14 protein-coding genes are annotated in these 15,458 nt (G+C 40.8%); 7 read left to right on the top strand and 7 right to left on the bottom strand.

The window, feature by feature from the left end; translation table 11 throughout:
- Positions 1–303 precede the first annotated feature (303 nt).
- A complete protein-coding gene (locus ACM0OT_RS12175; protein WP_414564593.1) occupies positions 304–2,784 on the top strand; it encodes a WG repeat-containing protein in 2,481 nt (826 codons plus the stop codon).
- A gap of 123 nt (positions 2,785–2,907) precedes the next feature.
- Here ACM0OT_RS12175 and ACM0OT_RS12180 read toward each other — a convergent pair whose 3' ends face one another.
- Positions 2,908–3,276, bottom strand: coding sequence for a clan AA aspartic protease (locus ACM0OT_RS12180; protein ID WP_414564594.1), 369 nt, complete (start codon positions 3,274–3,276; stop codon positions 2,908–2,910).
- Positions 3,273–3,548, bottom strand: coding sequence for a hypothetical protein (locus ACM0OT_RS12185; RefSeq protein ID WP_414564595.1), 276 nt, complete (start codon positions 3,546–3,548; stop codon positions 3,273–3,275). Before ACM0OT_RS12185 ends, ACM0OT_RS12180 begins: the two co-directional genes overlap by 4 nt.
- A gap of 191 nt (positions 3,549–3,739) precedes the next feature.
- On the opposite strand from ACM0OT_RS12185, the gene ACM0OT_RS12190 reads away from it, so the two are divergent.
- Both ACM0OT_RS12190 and ACM0OT_RS12195 read left to right on the top strand, forming a co-directional pair.
- Positions 3,740–4,174, top strand: a complete 435-nt coding sequence (locus ACM0OT_RS12190) for a DUF29 family protein (RefSeq protein ID WP_414564596.1) — start codon at positions 3,740–3,742, stop codon at positions 4,172–4,174.
- Positions 4,175–4,993, top strand: coding sequence for a TlyA family RNA methyltransferase (locus ACM0OT_RS12195; RefSeq protein ID WP_414564597.1), 819 nt, complete (start codon positions 4,175–4,177; stop codon positions 4,991–4,993).
- Here ACM0OT_RS12195 and ACM0OT_RS12200 read toward each other — a convergent pair.
- Complete coding sequence (locus ACM0OT_RS12200; protein ID WP_414564598.1) at positions 4,990–5,259, bottom strand: Calvin cycle protein CP12; 270 nt, start codon at positions 5,257–5,259, stop codon at positions 4,990–4,992. The genes ACM0OT_RS12195 and ACM0OT_RS12200 overlap by 4 nt on opposite strands.
- Positions 5,260–5,662: 403 nt before the next feature.
- Positions 5,663–7,009, bottom strand: a complete 1,347-nt coding sequence (locus ACM0OT_RS12205) for a GTP-binding protein (RefSeq protein WP_414564599.1) — start codon at positions 7,007–7,009, stop codon at positions 5,663–5,665.
- Between the two features lie 635 nt (positions 7,010–7,644).
- On the opposite strand from ACM0OT_RS12205, the gene ACM0OT_RS12210 reads away from it, so the two are divergent.
- Positions 7,645–8,526, top strand: coding sequence for a phosphodiester glycosidase family protein (locus tag ACM0OT_RS12210; RefSeq protein ID WP_414564600.1), 882 nt, complete (start codon positions 7,645–7,647; stop codon positions 8,524–8,526).
- 130 nt (positions 8,527–8,656) lie between these two features.
- Here ACM0OT_RS12210 and ACM0OT_RS12215 read toward each other — a convergent pair whose 3' ends face one another.
- Both ACM0OT_RS12215 and ACM0OT_RS12220 read right to left on the bottom strand, forming a co-directional pair.
- The gene (locus ACM0OT_RS12215; RefSeq protein WP_414564601.1) at positions 8,657–8,986 is read right to left on the bottom strand and encodes a hypothetical protein; all 330 of its coding nucleotides are present in this window, start codon (positions 8,984–8,986) and stop codon (positions 8,657–8,659) included.
- A gap of 303 nt (positions 8,987–9,289) precedes the next feature.
- Positions 9,290–10,267, bottom strand: coding sequence for a metal ABC transporter substrate-binding protein (locus ACM0OT_RS12220; protein ID WP_414564602.1), 978 nt, complete (start codon positions 10,265–10,267; stop codon positions 9,290–9,292).
- A gap of 153 nt (positions 10,268–10,420) precedes the next feature.
- On the opposite strand from ACM0OT_RS12220, the gene ACM0OT_RS12225 reads away from it, so the two are divergent.
- Entirely contained in the window at positions 10,421–11,176 is a 756-nt protein-coding gene (locus tag ACM0OT_RS12225; RefSeq protein WP_414564618.1) for a metal ABC transporter ATP-binding protein, read from the top strand.
- Between the two features lie 45 nt (positions 11,177–11,221).
- The gene (locus ACM0OT_RS12230; RefSeq protein ID WP_414564603.1) at positions 11,222–12,073 is read left to right on the top strand and encodes a metal ABC transporter permease; all 852 of its coding nucleotides are present in this window, start codon (positions 11,222–11,224) and stop codon (positions 12,071–12,073) included.
- 176 nt (positions 12,074–12,249) lie between these two features.
- Here the strand turns inward: ACM0OT_RS12230 and ACM0OT_RS12235 are convergent, their stop codons facing one another.
- Positions 12,250–13,443: an aminotransferase class V-fold PLP-dependent enzyme gene (locus ACM0OT_RS12235; protein WP_414564604.1), complete on the bottom strand. Its 1,194-nt coding sequence runs from the start codon at positions 13,441–13,443 to the stop codon at positions 12,250–12,252.
- Positions 13,444–13,647: 204 nt separating this feature from the next.
- On the opposite strand from ACM0OT_RS12235, the gene ACM0OT_RS12240 reads away from it, so the two are divergent.
- Entirely contained in the window at positions 13,648–15,153 is a 1,506-nt protein-coding gene (locus tag ACM0OT_RS12240) for a TM0106 family RecB-like putative nuclease (protein ID WP_414564605.1), read from the top strand.
- Positions 15,154–15,458 lie beyond the last annotated feature (305 nt).

Raw genomic sequence — 15,458 nt, forward strand, 5'->3', positions numbered from 1 at the left:
TATTTACAAAGAATAAAAGAAGCGAGAAGTTAGGGCGATGCCTGCGGTGGGCTGCGCTAACGCAAATCGTAGTGTATATTTTCTCAAAATCATCTACGAGAATATCTAGAATTATGGGATTATAAGGTTTGCTGCTACTGGGTAGTGAAGAATAGTACTCGCTACATATACCAATGATAAGGAGAAGTTCTACTAATGGGGTTCCAGAAAAGGACTTGGTTGCTTGTTCTGTTTTTGCTGTCATTAGTAGGTGCGATCGCTTTTCATATAATCCAAGTCTCCCAGACTGAAAAACTATATCCCATGAGTGTTTTGCAAAAGGGATATGGAAGTAAGACTGAAAACTTATATCCTGTGCAGTTTTATATGGCGGGAAAGAGAAGCGGGTATGCTTATGTTAACCAAGCTGCACAGATGGTTGTTGAACCTCAATTTGATTATGCCAACGAATTTTCTGAGGGATTTGCACCTGTAAGAATCAATAAAAAATGGGGATTTATAAACCTTCAGGGACAAATAGCCATTCCCCCACAGTATGATACGGTTGGTGAATCAAGGTCTCTTTATGGTGGCGATAAAGATTATTTCTCAAGTTCTTTTTCGGAAGGTTTGGCAGGTGTAAAACTTAACGGGAAATGGGGATTTATTCATCAAAAAGGTGAATTAGTAATCCCTTACCGATACGATAAAGTTCAGCGATTCTCTGGTGGTGTAGCAACTGTTAAAGAAAATGGTCTATGGGGCGTAATCAATTCACAGGGCAAATGGATCATTGAGCCTGTAGATAAATCTCCAATTCGGTTTTTTCAAGGAATAACCAAACTTAATTATTTAATTTCTTGGGATAAATCAGGGCAGCCAATTGGTAATCCCAACATTTACTGGGATAAATCAGGGCAGCTAGTGGGCAACTTCTACAGCCCACCTCAGTTAGCTAAAGAGTTTCAGGAAGGACTTGCAATAATTCAAATATTGCGGAAAGATTTACCGCCTGAAGTAATAACCTCAGAATATTTATCTTACTCGTGGACTGAATGTGGCTTTCAAGATAAACAAGGAAAAGTGGTCATAGAACCACAATTTAACGGTTGTAAAAGTTTTTCACAAGGATTAGCAGCCGTTAGAGTTGTTAAAAAAGTGGGAGATAAATTAGATACAAAATGGGGCTATATTAACAAAACAGCCAAGTTCGCTATTAGTCCACAATTCGATTATGCTGATAGCTTAGTTGAAGAACTTGGTTTAGTGGTTTCTCATGGCAAGATTGGTTTTATTGACAAAACAGGCAAGGTTGTTATTAAACCACAGTTTGACCCAAGTTCAAGTTTAATATCATCTTCAGAGTCTTTGAAATCACAATTTAAACAATATCCTGATCAGCTTCAACCAAGCGAAGTAATGCCATATCGCTTTTCTAATGGGCTTGCGGCTGTAGGGAAAGATAATAAATGTGGATATATCGATAAAACTGGTAAATTCGCCATTCAACCTCAATTTACTCGGTGTGAGCAGTTTGACCAATACGGGGTCGCTAAAGTTTATCAGAATGACTATGATGGTTTTTACATCACTCGTGATGGTAAAACATTTCCACAAATGATCACCACTGCTAATTTGAGCAAGTTCTATCCAGTTAGAATCAAACTTCTAACTTCAGTAATGGCTTGCTTGTTGTGGATTGTTGCTATTAGCTGTCATGAGTTTGGACACGCAATTGTAGCTTATTGGGGTGGGGATTCTTCAGTTAAAGACAAAGGATATTTAAGCTTTGACCCGCGTCGATACATTAATCCTATACACAGTATTATTCTGCCAGGCATTTTCTTAGTCACAGGTGGATTAGCTTTACCTGGTGCAGCAGTCTATATTGAATTTGAGCAGCTTCGGAACCGTTTATGGTCTAGCTTTACAGCAGCAGCAGGCCCAATCGCTAGTATAATTTTTGGATTGCTATTAGTTCCCGTATTTCATGTCAGTCTTGCTTGGAACTTTCCTCATTGGTTTTCTGCATTTATTGCTGTTTTTATTAATTTGCAATTTATTATCGCGCTGTTGAACTTGCTGCCAATTCCCCCATTAGATGGCTATCGGATTCTTTCTGTTTGGCTGCCATCCTGGCTACAAGATCGCAGTGGTATTGCATCTCTAATTGGACTCTTGTTTATCTGCTTTATATTACCTTTTATTTCAATAACTAATTTACTCTTTCTTTTACCTTTTGCTATTACGCTTAGGCTAGGAATATCTGAGGAGTTCTCTTTAGGTGGCTGGAATTTACTTGACCGTTGGTACTCAGGATTGCCTTTTCTAATTGCTGGTATTGTTTATCTAGTTTACCAGCCAGCATTCATTTTTCGATCCGCCGGGTTCATACTAGAAAGTTTTTTCCCTGAATTAGCATTGAAGATGTACGATAAATCCATCGAATTAGATCCCAAAAATGCTTTTGCATGGGAAAGAAAAGCATTAATTATTGGTAGGCAAAATCTAGAAGCAATTCCTATCTGGGAAGAAGCAATTAAACTTAATCCTTATAATCGTTTCTCACGAAGGATGCTTATTATAGAATTAAGGTTATCTCGTATATGGTCTAAACCTGATGGAAGACTAGAAGCAGCGATTGAAGAATATATCAAAAGTTATCCCAAAGATGGTTGGGCATGGGGTGTAAAAGCTTTAACTCTAGACGAGATGGGAAATGATGAAGAAGCATTATTAGCTTGGGAAAAAAATATTAAATTTGATCCTAGCGATCGCAATAAATGGCGGACATGGACGAAATAATCAACTTTAGAACGTTTAAGAAGTTTAAACAAGCTCTAACTGATTTGAAAGTTCTCAGTGCTGAGTAATAATATATTGATTTGCGATCGTCGCTCTCAACCGCTTATTTGCTCATTATACTGCTCATAATTTCTCAAGTTTTACAACGCCGCCTGCAATTGCCTCTACCATTAATCTGTAACCTTCCATCAGTGACATACCGACAAGTGGATCTGACTCAGCTTCATCAATCGGAATGGTTAGTAATTGCTCATCCCAAACAACAATAGCTTCATACACATCAAACACACATTCACTACCATCTCCTAGAATTGCTCGTCCTCGCCTTTTCCAGGGTAGTTTTAATGCAGCAATGAAATCTGGCGGTAAGGATAACCAACCGTTAAAACCTGTATCAACAATGGCGGTTTGCTCATGTACTTTAGCATCAGCACCACAAATACGTAGAACGATAATTGGCTCGTAGTCAGCATTCACACTTCCAATAATCATTTTGTTTTGTGGATGCGACCAGCCCCGAACCGACGGACATAGCGAGAGCCAACACGCACAAACCAGATTTGTGCATCTGGGTTGCGAGTTTCAAGACGCTTTGAGGCATTCATTTCATCAGTATCGATTTCCCAGCCACCTGTCTCGATGTCGATTGCAACAATTTTGCCATAATCATTTGCTTCGACTTGTGGGCGCACTTGAGAGTCGTAAATTTCATCACCGCGACGAGCAAATTCTTCTTTACTGTAACGAGGTTGTCGTAATGGCATAATAAATCTTTCGTAGTCTTAGACCACTGGTTAGGAAGGAAAAACTTCTCTAGCGTTTATTGTAAACTCAAGAGTTGAATTAGATTGGCTAATAGTACGATCGCTCAAAGATTAAACGTATTAGCTTATCTTATCTGGACTAGAACCACTATAAGCCACAATAGAAGTTGCCGATGTTTGAGGCGCTGATTATGGAAGAATTATTCACTCTCAAAGACTTGCTTGTTAAGGGCGATGTTCAAGGAGCGTTGGTTATTGTTGAAGAATTAACAGAAATGAGTCGAAATGACATTATTAAAACGATTCGCAGTTATGCCGTGATTCTTCTGTTACATTTAATTAAACAAAAAGCTGAAAAACGCTCGATGCGCTCTTGGGAGGTCTTCATTCGCAATTCAGTTCGGGAGATTCAGCGAGAAAATAAGCGCCGCCAAGCTGGAGGTTATTACCTTTTACGTGAAGAATTATGGGAAACTTTAGAGGAAGCTTATTTAAATGCCATTGATGAAGCTTCCTTGGAAGTAGCAGAAGGTCGTTATGAGCCGGATGAGTTAAAAAAGTTGGTAACCCGCAAAGAAATTATTAATTGCGCTTTAGATTTAATATTGTCAGGAGAGTCAAGTTAATTGGTCAAACAGCGACTCGATACATTATTAGTAGAGTTAAATTTATGTACTTCTCGCGCCTTAGCACAGCGATTAATTCAGGCGGGGGAAGTGACTGTCAATCAACAGGTAATTGATAAAGCTGGGACGGAAGTTGATACTGCGGCGCAAATTAAAATTAAAGAGCGATCGCGCTTCGTTTCTCGCGGGGGAGAAAAACTCGCCAAAGCTTTAGAATTATTTACAATTCCCATAGCAGAACGCATTTGTTTAGATGGTGGTATTTCTACAGGTGGTTTTACCGATTGTCTTCTGCAAGCTGGAGCCACAAAAGTTTACGGAATTGATGTTGGTTATGGACAAGTTGATTGGGGTTTAAGAAATGATCCACGGGTAATTTTACGCGAACGCACCAATTTACGTAATCTCACACCCGATGAGTTGTATGGTGATGGTGACCAGATACCTGATCTGGCGGTGGTGGATGTATCGTTTATATCCTTAACCAAGATTTTGCCTGCTGTATGGCGATTAACTCAATCTCCCAGGGATGCAGTATTGCTAGTCAAGCCACAATTTGAAGTGGGAAAATCCCGTGTAGGCAAAAAAGGCGTTGTCCGCGATCCTCATGACCAAGCTGATGCCATTTTCCAGGTATTGCAAGTAGCCCACGAGTTAGGATGGCAATACAACGGCTTAACTTGGTCGCCCATTACTGGCCCGGCGGGGAATATCGAATATCTTCTCTGGTTAAGAATGGACAGCGTAACACCACCGCCTGATTTAGATGCGATTAAGCAAGTGACACAATCAGCAATGTCTGAGTTACGAGATCATTAAACATCGTAGATGAGACATTCTATTGCTTCAGGATGAGTATCACAGTAGCTTTCTAAAGCAGTTTTGCGTTGTTTGGACTGCTTTTGATGAGCTTTTTCAGCTTGTAATTCTTCCACAATATCCCAAGCTACTGCACAGCCAGCTGAATTGTCACCGTCTACTTCGCAGGTTTCACGAGCTTCTACGATGGCTTCTAAGATGGCTTCTTGAAGAGTTGTTTTCCCAGAGTTAACAGCGGCTTGAAGGACTTCTAGGGATGTTGTCATGATATTTTCACCTTTGGTTGAGTGAGATTTTCTTTAAGTGTTGATGGCTGAGTATTGAGTCCCTAGTCCCTAGCCTCTACAGGCAGTCTATGAGGACTACTATTTCCAGTTTAGTGAGACTTCTCGAAAGAGTCTGGTAGTGAACACCGACAAAAGAGGCAGGGGAGCAGGGAGCAGGGGAGCAGCACTTCGGCTACGCTCAGTGGACGGGAGCAGGGGAGAAGACCCCATCCATGCTTGGTTCCGTCAAAATTCAGGATGAAACGCCAAATTTTCACCCTCATTTTTTATTGGGTCATTTTCCTAATTTTGCATCGGAAATTGGCAATTTCAACCCATTGTCAGCAGAATTTGATAGAAATTTTTGAATAGCAATAATTGAGCTATGATTTTTTAGTTTTTATTAATACTTTGTGCCTAATTCTTGTTGCAAGCGATACAGAATTGTATTTTGGTCAACTTGAGACAGGATTTCTTGAATTACTGTACTAGCTCCTAATTGTCCCCAAGTACAACCTTTTTCTAAATATACTTGAGCTGCTTTACCTACGGTATATGCACCATAAGCGGCAATTCCCCCTTGAGCGATCGCAGTGCCGGCATAGGCAGTAATATTAGTGGGGTTATCACCACTCGTGAGAGCAGCAGTACTCTTACCAAAACCTAAAAACAAACTACTACCTAATTCCCCCAAGAGCAAGCCACCAGAACTCAAAAAAATCGTCTTTAAAATTTTACTGGCTTCATAGCTAGTCATAGGCAAGCCATATAACCTTGATAGAGAACGAATTAAAGCTAAATCGGCAATGGTACCGCAAATTACATCTAAGACAGCGACAGGATTTAGCCCTACCGCCAAAGCTTTATATTTAGTAAATTTCCAAATGATGTCTTCGGCTTCTTTTTCACGTAAGTCGATGGTTTTTTGAGCGATCGCCGCTTCTGCATCCCGTGCTTGAATCAGTGCATTTAATGCTAGAAGCGATCGCCCTTCTCGATTGAGGATCTGCAAAATTGTCTGTTTAAGTTCATCTACTTGGGGTTGTGGTGTCTCCCATTCATAGCTGACACGACCATCAGGCCACTCAACACGCACTTCCATTGGTGCTGGTTCCGCCGCCACCATGACAATTTCATCAGGTAATAAAGGCTGTGCTTGGGGATTTCCTGCACCCAGTTGTTGCAAGTTATCATAAATTGCTGACCTATCTGTATCCGGATAAAGGTCTATCTTGTTAAATACCAAAATCAGTGGCTTTTGTGCTTGGCGCAACTCTAGTAATGCTCGATACTCAGTCCGAGTAATATCCCCTGAGACGACAAACAAAATTAAATCAGCTTGACGTGTGACTTCTCGCGCCATTTGCGCCCGTGCTTCACCAGCAATTTCATCTAAACCAGGAGTATCAATTAATTCTACTAGTACTTTACCGCCTGGTTGCCACCTGACAGAACGTGGCCATTGAGTGACACCATTAAGCGGGCCAGTTTGCAGAATTTTGTCTCCCAGTAAGGCATTTAACACGGCTGACTTACCTCGACTCACCAAACCAAAGACAGCAATTCTGATGACATTCGAGTCTAGTTTATTGAGTGTGGAGTTCAAAGCATCTAATTCTGGTTTTACCAAACCTGCCAATTCAGGGTTTGATGCCAACTGTCCTGACTTACGGAGGTATCCATACCAAGACAAAGCTTGTCTAAGACTAGCACGGGCGCGGTTTAAATGACTTTCTTGCAGATTACGCACGGAATTCAGTTAATTCAAGGTTGGACAAACAACAGGCTATATATTCATTTTGATCTAATTTCTCAGCTATTAGGGCGTGTTTTCCAAGTCGCCAACATCCTGGAGGGTGGCTGTGGGGGATGAGGGAGATGGAATACAAGCAATGACTAAACTCAGAACAGAGGATCATGTTCATTATCCCAACACTTGTCTTCATCCCAACTTCTGCCAGTGTGTTGACATTGATATTCCTCTTCTATCCAAGGAATTGATGTAGGATGGTGCGAGCCTTCGATTACGTTAAATAAGGGGAATATTAAAGATGGGAAAGTCTTGAAGATCACAATTAATAGAGTGATCAAAAAGCCGGATAAAATGACAACTCGGCTGTTACGGGGAAAAAGCTTTTCATAATTGTATGAGCCAATACTTTTTAGTTGGGATTTTAAATTTAAAAACATAAATTTTTAACCTATGAATGAAATTTAAATCAGCATTCAGACCATTGATATTGCAGTGAATTATGGAGAAAACTTATTTAAATTACCAAGGTATCGACAAGAAATTATTATACTTTTTACACATGGTTAGTTAAATAAAGTTTTAATAAAAAATGAAGTAAACACTGTTCAGATCTAGAGAAGCGAGGAAAATCAGTGAAAAAATTTGGACTACTGGGTTTAATGCTAATTAGTTGGGGAATATGGTTTGGTTTGCGTTCCTCAACACCCACCGTATCTTCAGTAGTAGCTAATACTACACCCTTGCCACAAAAAAATATTCGCTACGAGCAACGCACTTTGCCTGAAAGCATAGTTCATGTTTTATGGATACCCTCTAATAGCAGATTTTTGGTAACACCTGCATTATCAACAACACTAAAGACTATAGAGGAATTTGCTGATAATCATCAAGCGATCGCTATCTTAAATGCTGGTTTTTTTGACCCAGCTAATCAAAAATCTACATCCTATGTTGTGCTTGCTGGTGAAATTGCTGCTGATCCCAAACAAAACGAGCGACTGGTAAATAATCCCAACTTAAAGCCTTATCTCAGCCAAATTTTCAATCGCTCAGAATTTCGTCGCTATGAATGTGGGCAAACTATCCGCTATGATATTGCCCTCCACAATGATGCTGCACCAGTAGGTTGTAAGTTAATGGATGCTATGGGTGCGGGCCCTAGTTTATTACCAGAACTCACATCTGTACAGGAAGGCTTTGTGGATCGTACCCAAGGAAGAGATGCACTGGGTAGTCAACAACTTAATGCCAGAACTGCCATAGGCATTACTAATGCTGGCAGCATTGTTTTGGTCATGGTAGCGCAAAAGCCTGCAACTCCTGCTTCTGGCATGTCCTTACCAGGACTGGCGGATTTTATGAAAACACTTGGCGCCCAAAGAGCCATGAATTTGGATGGAGGTAGTTCTTCTTCCTTGTATTACAATGGCAAAACTGTTTACGGGAGGATGAATGCAGAAGGAAATCCTGTGAAGCGTCCCGTCAAGTCAGTTTTACTAATTCAAGAAAAATAATTAAATTCAATTTGACAAAAAAGTAACCACAGATACTATCTGTGGTTTCATCTCCACAACATTTAGATTAGCCAAAAATGGCAAAATAGAAACGCCATTGCCTACGCCTCTATATTTGCAATATAAGAAATTACCACCATGTACGATTACCGTTTTCATCTACTCTGGCTTCCCGAATTACATCAGAAATTTCTTCAGCATCTTTAACATGGTGAAGTGCTTTTTGCTCGCCATCAGGCTCATCGACAACGAAATAAGTTGGTACTGTGATGTGGTCACCTGTAATATCTGGTGAATCTACAGCCACTTGCTTGGCTTTTTCTTCAACTGATTGCGGTTGTTCATCAATGCGATCGCCTGGATTGGCTGTTAAGTTTTTTTCCTTAGCTGTTGGTTCTGGGCGTGAATGCCAATCTTTACTAACTGGTTGGTTAATTTGATTTTCGTGTTCTTTATTCATGGTTACTAGAAAAATTAAAATTTCTACATTAACTAAGACTAGTCTAGAAAATTACAGACAAAATGAGTTCCTTCTCAAGAAAGAGTTTGCGATGAGATTAGATAACAGGGAACAGGGAATAGCTTTGAAAGTCTTTTGGTGTTTGGTTTTTCTGCTAAATTGATGTCCTAAAATTTACGTTAAATGCTATAAAACCTCAAGACTTTCTAGGGGATTTTTTCACAATGGATAAATAACCATGAATCTGGATATCCACCACATGAAAAGTGTTAAATCACCTCTTACTGAAGATAGAAAATAAGTTTAATTAGCAGATTTAAAAGGTGTATATTTTCCACCTAATGCTTCTACTATGGTGCGAGTATTTGCTGCCATCATTTTGATGTAGGAATCGCCTTCACTTCCTGGTTCACCAATGGAATCAGAGTATAATTCGCGCGGTGCTAACTGTATACCTGCTTCTTGAGCAACAGTTTTGATTAAAGCCGGGTTAATTGTAGTTTCGGCAAAGATTGCAGGTACATCTGATTTTTTAATTGACTCTACCAATCGCTGTACTGTTTGGGCGCTGGGTTGTTCTTCTGTGCTAATACCAATTAAAGTCCCGGCCATGGCAATGCCGTAAGCTTGTCCATAATATTGAAAAGCATCATGGGTAGTGACGAGTTGGCGTTGTGCGGGGGGAATAGTTTGCATCTGTTGATTAATCCAACTGTGCAACTGCTGTAATTCACTAGTCAGCTTTGATGCTCTTTGGGTAAATTCTGCTTGGTCTGCGGGAGATAATTCAATTAAAGCATCTCGGATGGCATTGACCATAGCGATCGCATTCTCGGCATTACCCCAAACGTGAGGATCGGGGGTATTTTGTCCTTGAGTGGTGTCTAGTTTTAAGGGTGTAACAACTTCTCCTACGGCTAACTTTCGCGCTTCACTTCCCGCAGCATTCATTAATTTAATGATTCCTGGTTCTAGGTTGTAGCCGTTATACAAAATCAAATCGGCTGTTTCTAAAGTTCTGCTATCAGCTGGTGTCGGTTCGTAAACGTGGGGATCTACCCCTGGTTTCAGTAGACTAGTTAGTTGAATTTGCTCGCCCCCAATTTCTTCAGCCAAATTAGCAATGATGGTACTAGTTGCGACAACTTGCGGTTGACCATCATCCCCAGGCGCAATGCGGCTAGATTCTACCTGGGTACACCCATTGATGGATAGCCCTAACATAACTCCTACCAACGTTTGCCATAAGTATCCAGCTTTTGACCGAGTTTTCCCATTCATGGACTTGTTACACTAAATTTCATATTTTTCTCATTTTCAGGTTACAGTATTCTCATAATCTTTTCATTTTTCCCTGCAAATTGCCCCCAAAAGCCCATGAGAACTGTTAATTTTCTCTTCCAACCTGAGTCCAGTCTTGCTCCTGTTTACTCTATGAAAGATACCCTGACAGCCACAAATGCCAGTATTAATATTGCCCATGTAGGAGTGCATTACCGGACACAAGCAGCGTTAACAGACATTAACTGTATTGTCAAACCAGGCAAGATCACAGGGATTTTTGGCCCTAATGGTGCGGGAAAAAGTACCTTAATGAAAGCCATGTTGGGTTTGGTTCCTTTAAGTAGTGGTTCAGTACTGTATCAGGAAAAACCATTAATGCAACAATTAGAAAAAGTTGCATATATCCCCCAGCGTAGCCAAATTGATTGGACTTATCCGGCTACAGTTTGGGACGTGGTAATGATGGGACGAGTCAAAAAGACAGGTTGGTTGCGGAGCTTTTCAACGGTTAGTCGCCAAGAAACCAAAAACGCCCTCAAACGGGTGGGCATGTTTGAACACCGTGATCGTCCCATTGGTGAATTATCAGGGGGACAACAACAACGGGTATTTTTAGCTAAAGCATTGACACAACAAGCAGAAATTTTCTGTTTTGATGAACCGTTGGTAGGCATTGATCAAAAAACACAATTTATCATTTTTGAAGTCTTTCATGAACTCGCCAATGCTGGTAAAATCGTGTTGGTAGTTAACCACGATTTAGGTGAATCAATTACTCACTTTGATGAGTTAATTTTACTCAATTGTGAATTAATCGCCACAGGTGGACGACAACAAGTGCTGACCAAAGAAAATTTATATCGTGCTTATAACGGTCAGGTAATGTATTTTTCTGATGCTGCGTAAAATAGATATTAATTTTTGCCTGAGCGGATTATCAAATAAATTTCTATGCTAGAAGCATTAATTGAGCCATTGCAATATGGCTTTATGCAGCGATCGCTAATCATTGCCATTATAGTTGGCTTGCTGTGTGCCGTTGTGGGCAGTTACTTGATGGTGCAAAGACTAGCCTTACTGGGTGATGCTATCAGCCATTCTGTATTGCCAGGACTAGCGATCGCCTTTATGGTGGGAGCAAATATATATATAGGGGCATTGATTGCCGGGATTATCAGTACAATGGCCATCGCCTGGATTCAAACGCGATCGCCTATCAAGGAAGATGCCGCAATGGGCATAGTTTTTTCGGCTTTTTTTGCCCTGGGTATTACCTTAATTACTGTTGTTCAAAAAACTCAAAAAATCGACCTGAATCACTTTCTATTTGGTAATATTCTCGGTGTTACCAGTGATGAAGTTCGAGACACAGCTATTATTGCCGCCTTAGTCTTAATAGTTATTGTTTTATTATATAAAGAACTTTTATTTTACACCTTTGACCCTATAGGCGCTCAAGCAGCAGGTTTGCCAGTCAATAAATTAAATTTTGGTTTGATGTTGTTGATTGCTTTAACAATTGTTGCCAGCATGAAAACTGTGGGTGTCATTTTAGTATTGTCACTGTTAATTACACCGGGAGCAACAGCTTATCTTTTAGTCAAGCGCTTACATGAAGTAATGATTTTAGGGGCATTGGTTGGTGTAATTTCTAGTATTAGTGGTATGTACCTCAGCTACTTTTATAATTTACCCTCTGGCCCGGCGATAGTGTTAGTCGCATCAGGTTTATTTCTATTAGCCTTATTATTTAGTCCCAGACATGGCGTTTTCATTTCCAATAGAAATAAAGGTGCATCCTAGTTTTTATTTCCCAGTGAAAGAATTTAACTATAATTGCGTAGGTTGGAGCAATAAAGAAGCAATCTCATAATCTCGCACTCAGCATAAATTCATGCGATTGCTTCTCTCCACTCCGTTACACTCGCAATGACTTGAAAAAGAGGGATGCTCCCCAACGATGATTTATGGCTTAAAGTTTATGCCGATTGGCAAAACTTTTTTATACCTTCAATCAATTGATCAATTTCTGACTCTAAAGTCAAATAATGAACAGTAGCGCGGACACAATCAGGATCAGCAAGTGTGCGAGTTAAGATTTTTTGTGACTCTAAAAATTGTACTAACTGAAAATGAATGCGCGGTTTTGTCTGGGTGAGTTGAAAGGAGACAATACCGCTTTCGGGGGGAGAAGTTCGCAAACATTGAACATCGGGTAAAGCTGTTAAACTTTCCCATAAATACTTACTATTGCGGCAAATTTGCTGATACCGTTGCTCTGGGGTTCCCCATTGTCCATGAATAGCGATCGCCTGTGTTAATCCCACATACAATGGATACGCTGATGTCGATACTTCATATCTGCGCCCATCGGGTTGCCAATTCACCGGTTTACCTTGAGAATCTACTGTAATGCCTCGCAAACCGATAAACGTGGGATGCAAGCTGTCTCTGACTTCAGGACGCACATACAAACCACCTATACCAGCCGGGCCACATAACCATTTGTGACCGGTGAAAGCATAGAAGTCTACACCCAATTCCGGCAAGTTTAAAGGTAATAAACCTACAGACTGGGCAGCATCGACTAAAACTAAAGAATTATTATTTCTGCATACTTCTACAATTTTGTCAAGTGGTAAAACTTGACCTGTATTCCAGAAGACATGACTTAAAATCACTAAGCGAGTATGAGGGCGCAAGTGTTGAGCAATCACTTTTACAGGGTCGCCAGCATTTAAAGTTGACTTCAGGGGACAAGTAGTAACTTCCACAGCAAATCTGCGTTGAATTTCCCCTGCGGTTGCTATCACCCCTGGATGCTCACAGTCGGAAAGCAGTATATGGTCACCAGGTTGCCACTCAATACCCCACATAGCAATATTGCAACCAACAGTGACATTTTCCGTGAGTGTAATGGTTTCTGGTGGTGCTTGCAACTGTGAAGCGATCGCTTCCCTCATAGCTTGCTTTTCTTGGGTCAGCCAAGCATAAGCCTCATTGCCAAAGGGGCCTGTTTGCTGGACATAGGTTTGAGCCTGGGTAATAGCATTCATTGCCCCTTGAGGCATGGGCCCTTGCCCACCATAATTAAGATAAGTTTTATTCCCTAAAGCCGGAAATTGCTCTCGGTGGCGATGTAATCTGGTTTGTGCAGCTGAAATACTAGTCATTTGCCAATATCAATTTTTTCTCTCTTCCAGTCTGCCACTCAATACGACTTTACTATCTTTCACCCCATCATCCCATCACCCACAGCGTAAAACCCTAACGGGCATAGCTGCGCTTACCGCGTAGCGTCCCGCAGGGATGGGAATATTTTTGATTTACAACTTTACTTATGCCCAGATTGAGCTAATTATTGCTAACTTAAAGGGATGCTAATTAATGCTGAACACCTACTGCAATATCAACGCTGTAAACGCCGACCTGTTTTAGATACTCACGGCGATAGACCGCAGCGTGACGCCCCCAATGAGTTGCTAGTCAAACTACAACAAGACAAAATCGCTCATCGTTTGAGTATTATTGCAGGGTTGAGCGATTATCATCAACCAGATTACCCACGAGGTAACTGGAAAGCAGGACAAGCAGCAACTTTAGAGTTAATGCAGCGCGGTGTGAAGTACATTTATCAAGGTGTGTTGCTAGGTGATTATCAAGATTTAGTAGATATACCCAATGAAGACATCTCACTATCTCCGCGATATGACAGATATACCTTCCTTAGCCGTCCCGATTTACTTGTAAAACAGCCAGGACAGTCTTGCTTTGGCGATTGGATGTACGTTCCAGCCAACATAGAATTAGGTAAGCGTCCGAAGCAGGAATATCAAGTTGTTATCGCCTTTCATTCCCAAATATTGGCAAAAATGCAGGGCGTGACGCCGGAAATAGCTTGGCTGATATTGCGTACCAAAAATAGCGATTATGCAGTGGGTTTAGATAAATGGATACCACTGATGCAAGGCATTTTGTGGGAGTACATTCAAGCTTTAGAGTTACCAGAACCACCAGAGGTGTTTATTTCCCGTCAAAAGTGTAATCTGTGCCATTGGTATAGTCAATGCTATGCGATCGCCCAATCGCAAAAACACCTCTCATTATTACCAGGAGTCACACCTGTTCGTTACAATCAACTCCAAGCCTTGTCAATCAACACCGTGGAATCCCTGGCTAATACCAGTCCCCTCATCCTAGAAAATCTTCCTGGTTTCGATAGCTCAGTCGCACCCAAAATCATCCTCCAGGCTCAATCTGTACTGGAAAGACGACCATTTATTTTACCCAGTCCATTACCCACTGAGGATATTACATTTACTGCACCTGTAGAGCTTTACTTTGATATTGAAGCCCAGCCAGACTTAGATTTAAATTATCTATTGGGAGTCTTAGTAGTTAATAGACAAAACAACACAGAAGAATTTTATTCCTTCCTCGCCGAAAGACCAGAAGAAGAAGAATTAATTTGGCAACAATTTTTAGACTTAGTTTGGCAATATCCCGAAGCGCCAATTTATCATTTTTGTGTCTATGAATTTGATACAATCAAACGCCTAGCAAAACAATACCAAACTCCCAACGCCTCAGTGCGTCCTGTACTGAATCGATTGGTGGATGTGTATGAACAATTAACTCGGAGTGTCGCCTTACCGATAGAAAGCTACGCCTTAAAAGCCATCGCTCGGTGGTTGGGCTTTGAGTGGCGCGAAAAAGAAGCTAGTGGTGCTAAATGTATTTATTGGTATGACCAGTGGTTAGAAACAGGCGATCGCACTTTATTAGAAGTAATCCAAAGTTACAACGAAGATGATTGCCGTGCCACCCGTAGTGTCAAGGAATGGCTGGTTAACTTTATTCTGGATGAGTATCAGGCTGGCTAGGAACTAGGGCTTCCCTGATTTAATTTAATTGGGAGCAGTTCTAGTTATGTTCCAGCAAACGTCAAAAAAAGATGTGTTATAAAAAAAAAGGACTATACTCTGATGTTCTTAGCACCAGAGTATAGTAAAGTGCTTAATTTTCCTAACTTTAGCTTATTATTTTCCGTAAAATCTCGTGGATAGAAAAGTGACAGGTTCTATAGTGTCACATCAGCAGCGCTCTGATTAATTTTTAGTTAGTCAAGAGCGTTTTTTAACGGAATCACGGAAGTCCCCACTTTCAGCGAAGCAAGGTGGGGATGGAC

It is taken from the genome of Anabaena sp. CCY 9613, assembly GCF_963920895.1.
Lineage (GTDB): Bacteria > Cyanobacteriota > Cyanobacteriia > Cyanobacteriales > Nostocaceae > Cyanocohniella.